The 17,447-nt window shown below is 43.8% G+C and carries 20 protein-coding genes, 1 tRNA gene and 1 pseudogene; 8 read left to right on the top strand and 14 right to left on the bottom strand.

Going from position 1 to position 17,447, the window contains the following annotated elements:
* The 9 genes and pseudogenes from ABV001_RS03845 to ABV001_RS03805 all read right to left on the bottom strand — a co-directional run.
* Nucleotides 1-377 (bottom strand): transposase (locus ABV001_RS03845; protein ID WP_352421608.1); only part of this gene is annotated, 377 nt, incomplete at its 3' end.
* 34 nt (nucleotides 378-411) lie between these two features.
* Nucleotides 412-726 carry a transposase gene (locus ABV001_RS03840; protein WP_352421601.1) on the bottom strand — a complete coding sequence of 105 codons (315 nt, stop codon included), beginning with the start codon at nucleotides 724-726 and terminating at the stop codon, nucleotides 412-414.
* A gap of 83 nt (nucleotides 727-809) precedes the next feature.
* Nucleotides 810-1,925 (bottom strand): ABC transporter permease, encoded by a 1,116-nt coding sequence (locus tag ABV001_RS03835; protein ID WP_352421600.1) that lies wholly within the window; start codon nucleotides 1,923-1,925, stop codon nucleotides 810-812.
* A 6-nt stretch (nucleotides 1,926-1,931) separates the two neighbouring features.
* Nucleotides 1,932-3,038: an ABC transporter permease gene (locus ABV001_RS03830; protein ID WP_352421599.1), complete on the bottom strand. Its 1,107-nt coding sequence runs from the start codon at nucleotides 3,036-3,038 to the stop codon at nucleotides 1,932-1,934.
* A gap of 3 nt (nucleotides 3,039-3,041) precedes the next feature.
* Nucleotides 3,042-3,764, bottom strand: a pseudogene (locus tag ABV001_RS03825) (ABC transporter ATP-binding protein); the annotation flags it as partial.
* Nucleotides 3,765-3,840: 76 nt separating this feature from the next.
* Nucleotides 3,841-4,746 (bottom strand): ABC transporter ATP-binding protein, encoded by a 906-nt coding sequence (locus tag ABV001_RS03820; RefSeq protein ID WP_352421598.1) that lies wholly within the window; start codon nucleotides 4,744-4,746, stop codon nucleotides 3,841-3,843.
* A gap of 2 nt (nucleotides 4,747-4,748) precedes the next feature.
* The gene (locus ABV001_RS03815) at nucleotides 4,749-5,648 is read right to left on the bottom strand and encodes an HlyD family secretion protein (protein ID WP_352421597.1); all 900 of its coding nucleotides are present in this window, start codon (nucleotides 5,646-5,648) and stop codon (nucleotides 4,749-4,751) included.
* A gap of 155 nt (nucleotides 5,649-5,803) precedes the next feature.
* On the bottom strand, nucleotides 5,804-7,075 hold the full coding sequence (locus ABV001_RS03810; protein ID WP_352421596.1) for a TolC family protein: 1,272 nt from the start codon (nucleotides 7,073-7,075) through the stop codon (nucleotides 5,804-5,806).
* 184 nt (nucleotides 7,076-7,259) lie between these two features.
* Nucleotides 7,260-7,877 (bottom strand): TetR/AcrR family transcriptional regulator, encoded by a 618-nt coding sequence (locus ABV001_RS03805; RefSeq protein ID WP_352421595.1) that lies wholly within the window; start codon nucleotides 7,875-7,877, stop codon nucleotides 7,260-7,262.
* Between the two features lie 222 nt (nucleotides 7,878-8,099).
* Between ABV001_RS03805 and ABV001_RS03800 the strand changes: the two genes are divergently transcribed.
* The 8 genes from ABV001_RS03800 to ABV001_RS03765 all read left to right on the top strand — a co-directional run bounded on the left by ABV001_RS03800 (nucleotide 8,100) and on the right by ABV001_RS03765 (nucleotide 15,418).
* Complete coding sequence (locus tag ABV001_RS03800; protein WP_352421594.1) at nucleotides 8,100-8,678, top strand: TetR/AcrR family transcriptional regulator; 579 nt, start codon at nucleotides 8,100-8,102, stop codon at nucleotides 8,676-8,678.
* Between the two features lie 79 nt (nucleotides 8,679-8,757).
* Entirely contained in the window at nucleotides 8,758-10,020 is a 1,263-nt protein-coding gene (locus ABV001_RS03795; RefSeq protein ID WP_352421593.1) for a TolC family protein, read from the top strand.
* Nucleotides 10,021-10,095: 75 nt separating this feature from the next.
* Nucleotides 10,096-11,001 (top strand): HlyD family secretion protein, encoded by a 906-nt coding sequence (locus ABV001_RS03790; RefSeq protein ID WP_352421592.1) that lies wholly within the window; start codon nucleotides 10,096-10,098, stop codon nucleotides 10,999-11,001.
* A 1-nt stretch (nucleotide 11,002) separates the two neighbouring features.
* Nucleotides 11,003-11,974 carry an ABC transporter ATP-binding protein gene (locus ABV001_RS03785; protein ID WP_352421591.1) on the top strand — a complete coding sequence of 324 codons (972 nt, stop codon included), beginning with the start codon at nucleotides 11,003-11,005 and terminating at the stop codon, nucleotides 11,972-11,974.
* 2 nt (nucleotides 11,975-11,976) lie between these two features.
* A complete protein-coding gene (locus ABV001_RS03780; RefSeq protein WP_352421590.1) occupies nucleotides 11,977-12,750 on the top strand; it encodes an ABC transporter ATP-binding protein in 774 nt (257 codons plus the stop codon).
* Between the two features lie 29 nt (nucleotides 12,751-12,779).
* Nucleotides 12,780-13,904 (top strand): ABC transporter permease, encoded by a 1,125-nt coding sequence (locus ABV001_RS03775; protein WP_352421589.1) that lies wholly within the window; start codon nucleotides 12,780-12,782, stop codon nucleotides 13,902-13,904.
* A gap of 40 nt (nucleotides 13,905-13,944) precedes the next feature.
* Nucleotides 13,945-15,066, top strand: a complete 1,122-nt coding sequence (locus tag ABV001_RS03770) for an ABC transporter permease (protein ID WP_352421588.1) — start codon at nucleotides 13,945-13,947, stop codon at nucleotides 15,064-15,066.
* A gap of 37 nt (nucleotides 15,067-15,103) precedes the next feature.
* Nucleotides 15,104-15,418, top strand: coding sequence for a hypothetical protein (locus ABV001_RS03765; protein ID WP_352421587.1), 315 nt, complete (start codon nucleotides 15,104-15,106; stop codon nucleotides 15,416-15,418).
* Between the two features lie 2 nt (nucleotides 15,419-15,420).
* On the opposite strand, the gene ABV001_RS03760 is transcribed toward ABV001_RS03765, so the two are convergent.
* The 5 genes from ABV001_RS03760 to ABV001_RS03740 form a co-directional block, all read right to left on the bottom strand.
* Nucleotides 15,421-15,945 (bottom strand): DNA-3-methyladenine glycosylase I, encoded by a 525-nt coding sequence (locus tag ABV001_RS03760; protein ID WP_352421586.1) that lies wholly within the window; start codon nucleotides 15,943-15,945, stop codon nucleotides 15,421-15,423.
* A 32-nt stretch (nucleotides 15,946-15,977) separates the two neighbouring features.
* Complete coding sequence (locus tag ABV001_RS03755) at nucleotides 15,978-16,343, bottom strand: type II toxin-antitoxin system VapC family toxin (RefSeq protein WP_352421585.1); 366 nt, start codon at nucleotides 16,341-16,343, stop codon at nucleotides 15,978-15,980.
* A complete protein-coding gene (locus ABV001_RS03750; RefSeq protein WP_352421584.1) occupies nucleotides 16,343-16,492 on the bottom strand; it encodes a hypothetical protein in 150 nt (49 codons plus the stop codon). The genes ABV001_RS03755 and ABV001_RS03750 overlap by 1 nt, the downstream gene beginning before the upstream one ends.
* A 244-nt stretch (nucleotides 16,493-16,736) precedes the next feature.
* Nucleotides 16,737-16,808: transfer RNA gene (locus tag ABV001_RS03745), tRNA-Arg, on the bottom strand.
* A gap of 10 nt (nucleotides 16,809-16,818) precedes the next feature.
* The gene (locus tag ABV001_RS03740) at nucleotides 16,819-17,436 is read right to left on the bottom strand and encodes a DUF3256 family protein (protein ID WP_352421583.1); all 618 of its coding nucleotides are present in this window, start codon (nucleotides 17,434-17,436) and stop codon (nucleotides 16,819-16,821) included.
* Nucleotides 17,437-17,447 lie beyond the last annotated feature (11 nt).

The following is a 17,447-nucleotide window of genomic DNA, read 5'->3' as shown; positions in this document are numbered from 1 at the left end:
AGCATAGCTTCTGCCGACTCTGTTTTATACTCGTAATCAGTTGTCATCCTCCTGTAATTCTCGATCCAGGAGAATGTTCTCTCTACAATCCATCGCAGGGGAAGAACCTGGAATTTCTTTGATGATTCATCCGGACGAAGTACCACAGAGAGTTCCCACCCAAGGTTTTTGACGAACTCTGCCAGTTTTCCCCTATACCCACCATCGGCTATGATCCTTTTGAGTCTTGGAAATACAAACCGGAGTTGTGTTATTGGATCCACAGCCCCCACGCTGTCATGAATATTTGCAGCATGTATTTTGACCGCCATCGGCAATCCAAGTGTGTCCACAATAATATGCTCCTTCCTGCCTTTGACTCTTTTACCCCCGTCAATGCCATATTCACTGCTGTCTATATGATGGGAAGTCTTAACTCCTGGAGTCTATCAGGCCGACACTTGGGCTGGTTTGTTTGCCAAAGGCCTTGCGGACCGTGTCCCGAAGATGGTGCATCATCTGCTCAAATACCCCCTCCAATTTCCATTTACGGAAATAAAAGTACACGCTTTGCCAAGGGCCGAATTCCCTGGGAAGCATTCGCCACTGGCAACCTGTCTTGGTAATGTACAGCATAGCGTTTATCATTTCCCGCAATGAATGTTTTCGCTTCCTTTCTTTGGTTTCTACTATATTCTTTATAACTTGCCACTGTTTATCAGTGAGGTTGGTTGGATAATCACTCATGACTTATGTCTTGGTAACCATAAAGTTACGAAATAATATCCAAGCGGTTAGTGATGTTTTTCTGCTCCAGCAATAGCGGTTATTTACTGACTTTTTCGGTAACTCATCACAGCCCATGTGTTCAATGCCAAGGCAAAGCCGCACAAGGCAAGGAATTGGGGTATCATTTCGAAGAACGTGCTCCCTTTAAGGTATACCAACCGCATTACCTGTATAAAATATTTCAGTGGATTAAAAACGGTGATGGTTTTCGCCCATTCCGGCATACTGGTGGTGGGAGTGAACAACCCGCTCATCAACAGCAGGATCATCATAAAGAAAAACATTACGAACATGGCCTGCTGCATGGTATCGGAGTAGTTGGAGATAACCAGTCCCATCCCTGAAACCACAAGAATATAGATTGTGGCAAAAAGGAAGATGGTAAGCAGGTTGCCTACGGGATAAATACCATAAACCAATGCTCCCAACCCTATGGCGACTGTCAACACCGCGAAGCCGATAACCCAGTAGGGAATGAGTTTCGCCAGTACGAACATCAGTTTTTTTACCGGGGTTACGTTGATCTGTTCAATGGTGCCGGCTTCTTTCTCACCGACGATGTTCAGCGCGGGTAGGAATCCGCATAGCATCGTCAAAAGGGTCACCATCAAGGCGGGTACCATAAATACCTTGTAATCCAGATGGGGGTTGAACCTGTATTGCGGTATCACACCGAATGAGGGAACTTCGACCGCTGTCACGACCGCTTGCCCTCCCTCTTCCCGAAGCTCAGTGGCATAATCAGCCAATATGGCCGACAAGTAGGATGAACCCAAGCCCCCTTTTGTGCTATTGACCGAATTGGTTGAAATCATCACACGGGCCACACCTTCGTTGATAAGACTCTTGTCAAACTCATCCTGAATTTCCAGGATAATATCCGCTTTCCCCGATTCAATGCTACGCATGGCTTCGGGATTGCTGGCGGACACATCCGTCAGCTTGAAATAACCTCCAGCAATGATTTTATTCACCAGCCGTTCAGAATAGACACTATGGTCGTTGTCGACAATACTCAACCTGACGTCTTTTACTTCCTGGTTGGCCGCCCATGGAAGCACCAACATCATCATCACGGGCATCATTATGATTATTTTCGGCAGGAAGGTATTCCTGACAATTTGTTTGAATTCTTTCTCTATTAAAAATTTCAGCATGGCTGTCTAACTTAATCTGGTTTTGAATTTACTCAAGGCAAGCAGGATAAGGCTGATCGCCATAACTCCTATAATAACCAGTTCCTTGGCAATATACTGCAATTCCACTCCCTGGATCATGATCTTTTTTACCGCTTCAATATACCATCGGGCAGGCACGATGGCGGAGACCCACTGCAATACGGGCGGCATGCTCTCAATGGGGAACATCATGCCCGACAGGAGCATGATCGGCATCATCAATCCCATACCCGAGGCCAGCATGGCGGCCATCTGGGTATTGACCAGTGTGGAGATGAACAAGCCCAGCGCCAACGCTACGAAGACAAATAGCAAGGATAGGATCGCAAGCCAGAACAGGCTTCCGGAAACCGGCACGCCAAGCACAAACACCGACAGGAGGAGTATGGTGATGAGGTTTACGATGGACAAAGTGAAGTAGGGAACCGCTTTGGCGAGGATGATGTAGATCGGTTTCATCGGCGATGAAAGCAGTACCTCCATCGTACCGGTCTCCTTTTCGCGCACAATGGCTATCGATGTCATCATGGCGCAAATTAACATCAGGATGAGTCCCATCACACCCGGCACGAAATTGTAGGCGCTCTTCAATTGCGGGTTGTAGAGCATCCTTGTTTCAGGGATGATCTGGAACGGCACCTGGTATTGCTCCATGAGTTCCTGCTGGTAAGAACCCAATATGCCCGAAACATAGCCGGTAAGCGTGGATGCCTGGTTGGGGTCGGTGCCGTCGGCTATCAGCTGCACTTTCGCTTCACCCGTGTGTAACAGGTTTTCGGCAAAATTTTCGCTAAATACGATCACCAAGTTGATTTTGCCATATTTGAATATGTCGTTGATCTGGTCGATATTTGTCAGTTCTTCGGCAATGGTGAAATATTCACTGGTATTGATGCGTTCCTTGATCCGTTGCGTGGAAGCATCCTTTGACGGGTCGAACACGGCTACCTTCACGTCTTTCACTTCGGTGGTGATGGCGAAACCGAACAGCAGTATCTGTACGATCGGCATGGCCAACAGGATCAGCATTGTCCGCTTGTCACGAAAAATGTGATAATATTCTTTCCTTACGAATGATCTGAATTGTTTCATATCCTAATCTGCTTTGCGTGTGGCTCTTCTCGCCAATTGCTGGAAGACGTCGTCCATGGTGGATGCCTCGAATTGTTGGCGCAGATTTTTAGGGGTATCGAGGGCCTCGATCTTACCATCCACCATGATGGACACACGGTTGCAATATTCGGCTTCATCCATGTAGTGGGTCGTCACAAAGACGGTGATACCCCGTTCGGCCGCCTGATAGATGAGTTCCCAAAATTGTCGCCGGGTGACGGGATCCACGCCACCGGTGGGTTCATCGAGAAAGACCACTTTCGGTTCGTGGAAAATGGATACTGAGAAAGAGAGTTTTTGTTTCCAACCCAAAGGCAGTGATTTTACGAGAGTCTCCCGTTCCCTTTCCAGTTCTAGTTCCTGTAAGACCTCATCGGTCTTGACAGCGATCTCTTTACTTTTCATGCCGTAAATACCGCCGAAGAGCCGCAGGTTCTCCCACACTTTCAAATCTTCATACAGTGAGAACTTCTGGCTCATATAGCCGATGTTTTGTTTTACCTTTTCCGGTTCCCGGGCAATATCGAATCCGGCGACGTTTCCTTTTCCGGAGGTGGGATGGCTCAATCCGCACAACATGCGCATGGCGGTGGTTTTACCGGCTCCGTTGGCACCAAGGAATCCGAAGATCTCCCCTTTTTCCACTTCAAAGGAGATCTGATCGACAGCCGTGAAATTGCCAAACCGCTTGGTCAGGTTTTCCGTATATATTGCTTTATCTTCCATTATTTTCTTTCTTTGATTTTTGATAGAGGATTGCATTTCTCTTCCTCTTCCGGGGCTATTTTCGGGATAACAGCATGAAGCAGTCTTCTACTGTGGGTTCTATTTCCTTAATAGCAATATTTGTATAGGATTTTGCTGCTAAAAAATCTTTTAATTGCCCGGGAGTCGTATCGTTGTCGAATGTGACATGGAACGTCTCTCCAAATGAGAATGAACGGCGAATAAAAGGGAGGTTGCGTAAGTCCCGCAATAATTGATGCATCTGGTCTGCCTGCACGGCCCACAGGGGGGCAGGATAGTCGGCTACGATGTTTCGGGGCGTGTCCACTTTTAGGAATTCACCATCCTGTATCAGGGCGATGCGGTCGCAGAGCGTGGCTTCGTCCATATAGGGTGTCGAAACGATGATGGTAATTCCTTCTGCTTTCAATTTCATCAGCATCTCCCAGAATTCCTTGCGAGAGACGGGATCCACCCCGGTGGTGGGTTCATCGAGAAACAGGACCGTCGGCTTGTGGATCAAGGCGCAACTCAACGCCAGCTTTTGTTTCATCCCGCCGGACAGTTTTCCCGCCCTGCGGTCTTTAAATGGCTCTATCTGCTTGTAAATATCTTCAATCAGGTGATAGTTTTCTTCGATAGTGGTATGGAAAACAGTGGCGAAAAAGGTCAGGTTTTCCTCCACCGTTAAATCCTGGTACAACGAGAATTTCCCCGGCATGTACCCGATAATCTGTCGGATCTGTTTATAATCCTTTACCACGTCCAGCCCATCCACCGTCGCCGTGCCGCTGTCGGCGAGCAGGAGTGTGGTCAGGATACGGAAAAGAGTAGTCTTGCCGGCGCCATCGGGACCGATGATACCGTAAATTTCGCCCTTTTCCACTTCCAGGCTCAAATCCGTGAGGGCCTGTACCGTTCCGTAGCTTTTGTTGAGGTTATTGGCTGATAAGGCTACCATGATTAATTGATTTTAATCTCTCCATACATCCCCTTTTTGATATAACCGTCGTTTTTAACAGCCACTTTCACGGCATACACGAGGTTGGCGCGTTCATCTCGGGTCTGGATCGTCTTGGGCGTGAATTCGGCCTTGTCAGAAATCCAAGTGATGGTTCCGGAATATTCTTTTCGGTCCGATTTCCCCCGGTCAGCGTATACTTTCACCGATTGTCCGATTTTGAGGGAAGTTAGCTGGTCGGCGGTAATATATACCCGCAATGTCATATTCTCGATATCGGCCACCTTGAACAATGTCCGTCCCTGTATGGCCAATTCGCCCTGTTCGGCGTATTTCGACAACACAGTTCCATCGATAGGGCTTGAGATAATACTCTTCTGTATCTGGTCGTCGATCTGGTCGATCTGTGCGATCAATCCCAAACTTTCTCCTGAAACACTGCGGTTGTTGTTCTCCAATGTCTCGGTTTGCGCGGAGAGTTGCTTTTCTAGCAGGGCGATCTGCGCGTTGATGTCATCCAGTTGCTTCCGGTTGGCGGCATTGGACTGTACCAGGTTTTCGAATCTTTTCTGTTCGTTTTTTTGGGTGGCGATTTGTTGTTGGATCGAAGCGATTTGCCGGGAGACATTATACTGGCGGCTCTCTACCGATTTCATGCCGGCCAATAGTTGCATTTTCTTGAGATGGAGTTGCACGGTGTCTATATAACCTGCTTGCTTGCCTGCTTCCAGTTTTTGCCCCTCTTCGATATCGAATTGGATCAGTTCCCCGGTTGACCTGGCCGATACGGTGACTTCCCTTGCTTCAAAAATACCCGAAGCATCATAGGTTCCGTTATTCTTCCCGCATGAAGTGAAAATTAGGGTAGTGATCCCGACGATGAATAAAATACTCGTTTTCATATTTTGATTGTTATTCGGTTGTTATTCGATTGTTATTCAGTTGTTATTCGGTTGTTATTCAAATTCACGTTGTAAATTTAGGTGTTTGCTACGCTCGACCCGGTAAAAACAAATTTTTCCTCTGTACTCGCTTATCGCAAACATTCAGTTGTTTTTTAATTATTGGTGGCGAACTTGAGGTTGTAGAGGGCGAGCAGTAGTTCCGTTTCGTGCAAGAGCTTGTCCCGAATCGCCATTTGTTCGGCATTGATATCGCGTGTCAGATCACTGGCGGAGATGGTGCCGTTGGCCATTTTCACTTCTGAAGCACGTTTGACCGAACCTCTCAGGGCAATGATTTCATCATCGTACTTTAACTGTTCGACCCAATTGTCGATATGACTGCTTTTTTGTGTAATGTCGAGGTTGGTATTGAACAGGAAGGTTTCACGTTGTGTTTCGATGCTCTGTATATTGTTTTGAATAACCTTGCGGTTGTTCTTTTGGGTATAAAAGTTGCCGATATTCCAGGACACTCTGACACCGGCGACATAGTATGCCTCGAAACCGTCTTTCAGCATGTTTAGTCCCGGTTTGCCATATCCGCCTGTAGCGAACAATCCGAGTTTCGGCATCAGCCCTGAAGTGATTTCACGGTCTTTTGTGGCAAGGTTTTGAATCTGCGCGTCGTATAAACCCAATTCGGGACGGTTGATCGTGAGGGTTGAGGGACGTACCGGCATGGGTTTTACAAATTCTGTATCTTCACCCAATTCTTCACCAATCAGCTTCGACAATACTTCGATGTATGCCTTTTTTGTATTGGAAAACTGGACTTCACTCTGTTTTGCCTTTAATAAATCTACCTTTACAGCATCCAAATCGGACTGGTTGGCGATACCGTTGAGGATGTATGATTCTATTTGGTTATAATTCCTTTCGAGTTCGTCCTGCAATAGGCGATTCTGTTGAGTTTGCGCCTCGGCGAGCAAAATGCCAAAGTAAAGCTGGTTGATCCTTTCGTTGAGGGCGTAGATGCTCACTTCTACATTTTTTTTATCCACTTCGGCTGCCGTTTCCATTCCTTCCTTTTGCGACTTGATGGTGCCGCCGTCCCATATTACCTGGTTGACATCAAGCGTGGCGCTGTACTGGTCATTGCTCAATGTAGGGATACTTATGTCTTGTATTCCCAATTGGGACAAGTCAATCGGAAACTTTGTCACGTCCGACTGGTAGGAGGCTTTGGCCGAGAATGTGACTTGCGGCAGGTATCCCTTATTGGCATTCGAGAGATTATACGCTGTAGTTTTCTCGACCAGATCGTATTGTTTGATAAGCGGGTAATTTGCCTGCGCTTTCGTGTAGCAATCCTCAATTGTTATCTGGGCAAAACTTGTAAGACAACCCAGAAGCGAGAGGTGTAGAAGGAAAAACTTTTTTATCATATAGATATTTTGTTAATTTGACTATTTAATTATATAATTAATCTGGTGGTAAAAAAATACATTGACTGGAGTGTTGAATTGTTGAAACGTTAAGCTATTAAGCTGTTGACCTGCTAAACCACTAAACCTTATGAATTGTTAAACCATTATATTTATCGAATTGTTCAGTTTATTCCGGGGAAAATTATACCCTTAAGCGGGATAAAACCGTTTCAATTACTTCTTTTTGTCGCTGTTCCAGCATTTCTTCAAAATTTCCGTCCGGTATGTTTAGCGCCCTTTGAAATACGGGTTTTACCAAAAATGGCATGATGTTCAACGATAAGATTGTAATTAGTAAGTCTGCGGCCAGAATCGGACGAATAGTCCCGTTTTCGATCTCCTTTTTAAGCTCTGTTTCCAATTGGGTTAAAACAGGGACCATGTATACTTTCAACCTGTCTACTAAAGACTGGAGCCGGTCAGGATTAGAGGATATTTCATTCAATACAAACTGGGGAAGCATTGGGTTTTGCTTCAAAAAATTGAAATGGAAGCTTACTATTTGGGCTATCCTTTCTTCTATGTTGGATATATTCTCTCCTGTACTTAAAATATTTGAGGCTATCATCCCGACTTTTTCCTCGAACACCTTTTCAAACAGGTTGTCTTTGGTACGGTAGTAGTAATGCACCAACGCCTGGTTACAGCCTGCCAGCTTCGCAATCTGACCTGTCGATGTTTTTGCATAACCCTGTTTCAAAAAAAGCTTTTCGGCTGCTTCCAGAATCTGGAACTCCATGCTTTTATCATCTGCTTTCATTGTCTCTTATTTATTCATTGATGAATTTAATTGCAAAGTTAAATGAAATAATTAAAACTGCAAAAAGAATTTTGGATAAACTGCAAAAAAAATGATAGTGAGATAATGCCATATATGTAAAAATATGTTTTAATCAAAAATATAAAAATATCGATTAAAATATTTGGTTTTCCATGAATCGTGTTATATATTTGCACCGTAATCACTCGAAAACTGAAAAAAATGAAGAATCAAACGACAGAGGAAAAGATTATTGAAGCTGCTGGCAAGGTGTTTAGCCAAAAGGGCTATGCGGCCACGCGAAACCGTGATATTGCCGAAGAAGCCGGACTGAATATGGCGTTGCTCAATTATTACTTCAGGAGCAAAGAAAAACTGTTTGAAATAGTGATGGCTGAAAATTCTAGGAAGTTTTTTAGCGTGATACTACCCATCGTAAATGATTTTGATAGTACTATTATGGAAAAAATTGAACTGCTAACGGACAACTATATCGACCTCTTGATAGAAAGTCCAGAGCTACCTCTTTTTATATTCAACGAGATAAAAGTGGATCCGGATAGTTTTAAAGGAAGGGTGCAAGTTGATATGCTTTTCAACGCTTCGCACTTCATTAGTCAGATTAGGGAAGTCATTCCTGAGGTAGAACCGCTCCAGTTTGTGATATCACTTTTCGGGATGATATTGTTTCCATTCGTCTCCAAGCCCGTTTTTTATACTGACGAACAAAAGTTCAGGCAACAGATGATCGAGAGGAAAAACTATATAATTACTTGGGCAAAAGCCATTTTAAAGTTGTAGTGTTTTTTTTACCCTCGATTTAATCAAAAAATTAAATCAAAAATATAAATTAGTAGTATAAAGCAATAATATAAATAATATGATTAAGAAAGTTACATTCACAATTTTGTCTGCCATGCTTTTTTTTGCATCCGTCAGTGGTCAATCCCTGACGCTGGACGAATGCTACGCATTGGCGGAAAGCAATTACCCGTTAGTCAAACAATATGAACTGATCGAGAAGAGCCGGGAATATTCCATCTCGAATGCCTCGAAAGGCTTTCTGCCGCAATTAACGATCTCGGGACAAGCCACTTATCAGTCGGATGTCACCAAGATGCCGTTTTCTTTGCCGGATACCGATGTGCCGACGTTGAGCAAGGATCAGTATAGGATTCAAGGAGAATTGGTGCAGCCGATAACCGATATTTTTACAACCATAAAATACAAGAAGGAGATAATAGAATCCGAAACTGACGTTGAAAGGAATCAGACCGATGTCGAATTGTATAAAATCAAGGAAAGAATCAACCAGCTCTATTTCGGAATCCTTTTGATGGATGCCCAGATTATTCAGGTGGAAATCATGAAGAAGGATATCCAGTCGGCCATCGAGAAAAACCGGACGGCCATCGCCAATGGTGTTGCGCTCAGAAGCAGTGCGGATATGCTCAAGGCCGAACTGCTGAAAACAGAACAAAGGACGATTGAAATGCATGCCATGCGAAAAAGCTTTTCTGAAATGCTTTCCTTATTTATCAACCGGGATGTGAATGAGGGCACACGGTTGGAAAAGCCTTTAGAGACGGTATTGTTATTGGGCATCCACAGGCCGGAATTACAAATGTTCGATTCGCAAAAGCGTGCCGTCCAATCTAAAGGGAAACTGCTTGACGCCGGCATCATACCTCGTTTGCACCTCTTTGCACAAGGCGGCTACGGAAAGCCCGCGCTGAACATGCTGGCAAACGATTTTGACTATTACTATGTGGGAGGGGTACGGCTTACATGGAACATTTCCAACCTCTATACCCATAAGAAGGAGAAGAGGTTGCTCTTGAACAACCAAAACACCATTGATGTGCAGAAGGATCTCTTCCTGTTCAACTTGGAACTTGATGTAACACGGCAAAACAACGAAATAGAAAAGTTGTACGAGATCATTGAGACGGACCGGAAGATCATCAATCTGCGGGAAAACATCCGCCTTACCGCCCAAAACCAACTGGAATATGGCACAGTTACCACCAACGATTATCTCACCTACATCAACGCCGAGGATCAGGCCAAGCAAAATCTCATTTATCACGAGATAGAACGGTTGTCGGCCAAGCACAATCTGAAGACAACCTTAGGGAATTAGTGGATAATAGTGTGCAAAAAACAATAAAATAACAACGAGTGGTCCTCTATCACTTGTGCTCAATAACGAAAGAAAATGAAAAAAACGACAATTACATCCGCAATGGCAACTTTGCTTATGACAGTATTGATTTCCTGCAATAGCAGTCACAACGGTTTCGACTCATCCGGTTCTTTTGAGGCCGACGAGTATATCATCTCTGCCGAAGCGCAAGGAATCCTCAAGGAGTTTACCATAGAGGAAGGAGAGGTATTGGCTGCCGGGCAGAAAATAGGATACATCGACAGCACGCAACTGTACCTGAAGAAGAAACAATTGGAAGCACAAATTGTGGCTATGTTGGGCAAAAAGCCCAACATATCGCTACAACTTTCCGCTTTGCAGGATCAGCTCAAAGCGGCAGAAGTTGAAAGGGAACGGGTTGCAAACTTGGTCAGGGGCGATGCAGCCACACCCAAGCAACTGGACGATGCCAATGCGCAGATCGATGTGCTGAGAAGCCAGATTGAAGCGCACAAATCCACACTCAATATTTCGAGCGAGAGCATCAACAAAGAGATAGTCCCTATACAGGTGCAGATTGAGCAACTTGCCGACCAGTTAGACAAATGTACAGTCATTAATCCGACACCGGGGACCGTGTTGGTGAAATATGCCAAGGAGAATGAAATGACCGCAATGGGAAAGCCGCTTTACAAGATAGCCGATATCTCAAATATTATCCTCAGGGTATATGTGAGCGGTGACCAATTGGCTGAAGTGAAGCTGAACCAAACCGTGGATGTGATGACTGATGACGGAAAAGGGGGTTACAACGTGGCTCAAGGAACGGTGACATGGATTAGCGACAAGGCGGAGTTCACACCCAAAACCATTCAGACGAAAAATGAAAGGGCCAATCTGGTGTATGCCGTCAAGGTGAAAGTGAAAAATGACGGCCTATACAAAATAGGTATGTATGGCGAAATAAAATTCAGATGAGATGGCGGACGTAGTATTGAATAATATCTATAAGAGCTACAACAACGGTAGTGTGCAGGCGGTGAAAGATGTCTCTTTTGAAGTGGAAAAAGGCGAACTTTTCGGGTTGATTGGTCCCGACGGTGCCGGCAAAACCTCCATCTTCAGGATACTGACTACCTTATTGTTACCCGACAGCGGCTCGGCGTTCGTCAACGGAATGAACGTACAGCAGGATATCAAGACGATAAGAAGCGTTGTGGGATATATGCCCGGTAAGTTTTCGTTATACCAGGATTTGTCGGTGGAGGAAAACCTGCACTTCTTCGCAACGCTGTTTAATACGACTGTGGAGGAGAACTATGATCTCATCAGGGATATTTACGTGCAACTGGAGCCTTTCAAGCATCGCAAGGCGGGAAAACTGTCCGGTGGGATGAAACAGAAACTGGCGCTCTGTTGCGCATTGATCCACAGGCCTACCGTGTTGTTCCTTGACGAACCTACAACCGGTGTTGACGTGGTTTCGAGAAGGGAGTTTTGGGAAATGCTCAAGAGATTAAAACATCAGGGAATCACTATTTTGGTTTCCACCGCCTATATGGATGAGGCCACTATGTGCGAAAGAATTGCATTGATACAAAACGGCGAAATCATGTCGATAGAAACACCGGATAAGATTATCAACAGTTATTCGGACAAACTTTTTACCATCCGCTCAGAAAACATGAGCAAATTGTTGAACGACTTGCGCGGGATGGATGAAATTAAAAGTTGCAACGCCTTTGGCGAGTTCCACCATATTACTTTTCATAAAAGTGCGGAAGGCGAATGGAATGGCAAGTCGGCCGAACAACAGCAGGTCGAACGGTTGGTGCAATTCTTACAACAGTTGAAACATGAGAGGATTGAAATCAAGGAAGTGGAGCCGACCATCGAGGATTGCTTCATCGCCCTGATGGGAGACAGGAATAACACCAAAACAACGCAATGAAGATGAACACGATAATAGATGCAGTTTTGAGCGACCAGAGGGAAAAGGTGATTATCTCCAACAAACTCACCAAGAAGTTCGGCAATTTCACTGCTGCCGATTCACTCACTTTCGATGTGTATAAGGGTGAGATATTTGGATTCCTCGGTGCCAATGGCGCAGGCAAGACTACGGGAATGCGTATGCTGTGTGGACTCTCGATTCCCACTTCGGGCGATGCCACGGTGGCCGGATTCGATGTGTACAAGCAGACCGAGGAGATCAAGAAAAATATCGGATATATGAGCCAGAAGTTTTCACTTTACGAGGATTTAACCGTTTTGGAAAATATCTATTTCTTCGGTGGAATTTATGGATTGACCGATAAGCAAATCAAGGAGAAAAGTGCAGAATTGGTTGAAACCTTAGGTTTGCAGCGAGAAGCAAAAAAAATGGTAGGATCGCTCCCATTGGGTTGGAAACAAAAACTTGCTTTTTCGGTGGCAATTATCCATGAGCCCAAAATCGTTTTTTTAGATGAACCCACCGGAGGTGTGGACCCGGTGACGCGCCGCCAATTCTGGGACTTGATATACGATGCTTCGGACAGGGGAATAACGCCTTTCGTTACCACTCATTATATGGACGAGGCTGAATATTGCGATCGTATATCGATGATGGTGGATGGTGAAATAAAGGCACTTGATTCGCCTGTATCACTGAAAGAGCAATTTTCGGCTGAGTCGATGGACGACGTCTTTTACGAATTGGCAAGAGGAGCAAAAAGATCGGAATAGAAGAATGAATGAGTTAAAAAACAACTATAATGGCAATCAAACGACCCAATAATCAGTTTACCGCTTTTGTCAAGAAGGAGTTTTTGCATGTGTTCAGGGATAGCAAAACACTATTGATGCTCTTTGGGCTACCTGTGGTTATGATCGTGCTTTTTGGATTTGCGGTAACCAATGAAATTAAAAATGCCAACATCGTCATTTGCGACTATTCCAAGGATGATGCCACCCGGCAGATCATCGGCAAGTTTCAGGCGAGCAATCAGTTCAACGTGCAGCAGTCGCTGATAAGTCATGAGCAAATTGAGGAGGAGTTTAAAAAGGGAGAGGTGAAGTTGGCAGTCGTGTTTCCCTCCAACTTCAATAATGATCTGTTGCATAACAACAGTGCACAGGTCCAGCTCATTTCTGACGCGTCGGACCCCAATACCGCAACCACGTTAGTCAACTATGCCAATATCATCATCATGGATTATCAGAAAGAGTTGATGCAGCTGCAGGATATGCCGCTCAGGATCGATTCCGAAATCAGGATGCTCTACAACCCCGAATTGAAATCGGTGGTGAATTTTGTTCCCGGCGTGATGTCGCTGATCCTGTTGCTGATTTGCGTGTTGATGACTTCCGTATCTATTGTGAAGGAAAAGGAGAACGGCACCATGGAAGTGCTATTGGTTTCACCTTTCAACGCATTTATGGTACTTGTTTCCAAAGCCGTTCCTTATCTCCTGCTTTCGTTGGTGAACCTTACTGTGATATTGTTGCTCAGCATCTACGTTTTACACTTGCCGGTGAACGGAAGTCTGTGGCTACTGTATGCCATCAGCACGCTGTTTATCGTTGTTGCGTTGTCTCTTGGACTACTCATCTCGAACCTTACCGCATCGCAACAGGTAGCCATGATGATTTCGCTGATGGGAATGATGGTTCCCTCCATCCTGCTCACGGGGTTTATGTTTCCATTGGAAAACATGCCTTATGCGCTTCAGTTGTTTTCTCATATCAGTCCCGCCAAATGGTATTACATCATCATCAAGGCGATCATGATTAAGGGATTGGGATTCAGTGCAATCTGGAAGGAGACGCTGATCCTCGTGGTGATGGTTGTGGTGCTCACTGTTGTCAATATCCGTAAATTCAGGATCAGGCTGGCGTAAGAATTCGGATACATGTTTTGATTCATAAAAAAATGGAAAAATGAGAACATTGAAATTTTTACTGTACAAGGAATTTCGTCAGATATTCCGCAACAAGCCGCTGTTGGCAATGCTATTTGCGGCTCCCATCATGCAGTTGTTGGTATTGCCGTTAGCAGCTGATTTTGAAATCAAGAACATCAACATCACGGTAGTCGATTACGACCGGTCGGGCTATTCTCAACAACTGACATCTAAAATCATTGCTTCCGGATATTTCAGGATGATTGATTATCCTGAAAGTTTCGATGATGCGTTCAAATATATCGAAAGCGACCAATCCGACCTGATTTTGGAAATTTCCGACGGTTTTGAGGAGAACCTCATCCGCGAAGGCAGTCAGGAGCTTTTTATTGCCATCAATGCCATCAACGGAATGAAAGGGAGTTTGGGCGGGAGTTACCTCAATAGGATCATAGCGGAATTTAATTCCGAGATTCGTATGCAGCAGGTTCAAATGCCGAGGTATACGCCGCTGCCTACGATAGATGTCGCCTCTTCTAACTGGTTCAATCCCTTGATGAATTATCGTTTCTTCATGGTACCTGGTATCCTTGTCTTGTTGGTATCGATGATAGGTGCCTACATGAGCTCGCTCAATGTGGTGAGGGAAAGCGAAATAGGAACTATTGAACAGATTAATGTCACTCCTATCAAAAAGCACCTGTTCATCTTGGGGAAATTGATACCCTTCTGGGTTATCGGCATGTTTATTTTCACCGTCGGACTGTTCGGCATAGGGTGGTTGGTGTATGGAATTGTGCCGATAGGAAACCTGCTTCTGCTCTACGGCTACCTGTCGTTGTACTTGGTTGCCGTTCTCGGGCTTGGATTGCTGATATCGACTTACTCACAAACACAGCAACAGGCCATGTCGGTTGCATTTTTCTTCATGATGATATTCGCCCTGATGAGCGGATTGTTTACACCCATCGAGAGTATGCCCAAATGGGCCGCTACTCTCACGCAGTTCAGTCCGATTACCTATTTCATCAAGGTGATGCGAATGATTGTGCTAAAAGGTAGCGGTTTTAAGGACATCCAATACTATTTTGTTATCATGTCCGGTTTTGCGATACTTTTAAATGTATGGGCTGTATTGAATTATAAAAAAACAAGGTAATAGAGATTTCTACAACGCTTTCTGAAATATTGAAACGATGAAAATTGCAATATTTTTTGAAAAAGATCGCTTGGGTGCCTTCCATGATAGGGATATCGAAATCCTTGTCTTCCATATCCAGAATAACCAGGTTATGGGTGTTGAGTCACTCAAACCCTGCAACATACATGGTGACTACAGGATGCAGATTTTGAAGAGCAACGGGATAAGCGACGTTTACTTGTTGGAGATTGAAGAGGAATGGAGACAGACCCTTCAACAAAACAATATTAGGGCGATAACTGATAAAACTCTGATGAACAATAAATTATTAAACTCACTTTATTTTTCAAACATGAAATCGGGGGGATGATTTTATTTCTGACTTGCCCACATTGGGTTTTGCTTTAGAATCTCTTTGTATACAGGACAATCTTCGGAGTGTGCTCCGCGTAAATAACCGATGCTCATTAAAAATTCGTTTACAATTTCGCCTCCTGTAAAGAGAAATGTTTTTTTGAACAACTTCACCCATTCGTCTTTTGGTTTTGGGTGATGGTGCTCTAACCATTTCTCAAAAGAACCGTATTCCTTTTGGAGTGTAAGAATTGTTTTAGCATTTTTTATGGCTGCATTAATTTTCAACTTATTACGGATGATACCTGCATCTGCCAAAAGCCGTTCCTTGTCTGTTTCGGTATATCCTGCAATTTTTTTAATATTGAAATTGCTGTATGCCTTTCTAAATGACTGCTCCTTTTTCAAAATTGTTTCCCAACTCAAACCTGCCTGGTTAATTTCTAAAATCAACCTGCCAAACAATTCGTTATCGTCGTGAATTGGAAAGCCGTAAAGTTTATCGTGATAATTTTTGTGCAACTCTTTCTTGCCGCCTCCCAATGTTTCTATATAGCTGCAATATGACATAAATATTATTTGAATGATTGTTTGTATTCTATCGGTGTAACTTGGGCAATCATCATTCTGTCCGAAGGGTCAAGATGTCTTTTCCCATTGATAACTGGTATGGATAAGTGTTCGAGAGTTTTTAAATGAAAGAGTTCTATGGGTAAAATTTTGATGTTATGATTTTTCAGAATTTGGGTTATTTGCATCAGATCGAGTTGTAGGTCTATTTTTCCCACAGTTCGCAATGTAATAATTTCGTGCAATGCTTCAATACTGATAAAGTAATCGTTTTGGAAATAAGAAATACCTTCACGTATATGCTTGTTCAGTTTTGTATCTTCATCTAAAAACCAAATAAGAATATGCGTATCTAACAAAAAACGTTCCATTAATTTGCTTTCAGATTGAAAACATCGCCTTTTGCGATTTTTATTTTACCTTTCAGGCTGCCGGCCCTTCTGAAATTCTGGTCGGCAATTTTTTTCTGTTCGTTTGTCAGTGGTTTAAAAACATCTTCCGCCTTGTATATTTTAGCCATAATTATTTTCTCCTTTTCGGCGCAAATATAGTGAAAGCCGAGCGAAAAACCAAACTTGTTTGAGTTTTCCGAGGTTGTACTCTATATTATAGAAATACGATAATATTCTTTTATGATAATTGTCGCATGACTTTATTTTAGAGTGATTTATGGTCAAAGTTGCTTAAATCTTATCTCTCCTTTTCTTTGGCGTCTCATAAAAAGAAAAACCGCTGTAAATCAATTGATTTACAGCGGTTTTTAGTACGCCCGGCGGGAATCGAACCCACATCGTCGGAACCGGAATCCGATATTCTATCCATTGAACTACGGGCGCAGGATGAACCTTATTGCCTGAACATAGCGTCTTCCCATTTCAACGTGATGGTGTCGCTCTTCAGAAAAGGTTTTATTTCTGTTATCCGATCCTGGGTCAAAAGCGTTTTGTAATTGAATGTCAGCGTTAAATCGCTTCCATTTTCACTGAACGCGGCCGAGATCGGATAAATGTGGTGCAAAGATACGGTATATTTATAATTTTCCATCTCTTTTTTGGAAGAATCGAAGAAAATTTCTGAAGAAATTTCGGGAAGAAAGGTATTGGTTTCAATTTTTTCCCATGCTGTTGTATAGAAAGAAATGTGACTGTCACAGGCTTCCGCACAGACGGTTTTGATGATGCATACAATTGAGGAATCATTTGCCACAGGAAGCAACTTTAATTGGGTCGTACCGACATCCGATGTTTTTATCTTCAGGTAATCGCTGCTTTGCGCCAGTTTTTTGATTTCACCCAGCGCGTAAGGAACGGTTGTTTGCCCTGAATCGACCAACAGCATGGTTTTATTGCCTTCCGACAGGCCGGGAAGGAGTTCCGACGGCATCGACTTGAACAGGTCTCCCATATTTTGGCCCTCTGCCAGTAAAGAAGCGGAGAGAAAAAGTAACCATATTAAATTTCGCATAATTATTATTT

The organism is Proteiniphilum sp., assembly GCF_040307845.1.
Taxonomy (GTDB): domain Bacteria; phylum Bacteroidota; class Bacteroidia; order Bacteroidales; family Dysgonomonadaceae; genus Proteiniphilum.
This window is presented reverse-complemented; position numbering and strand designations above follow the sequence as displayed.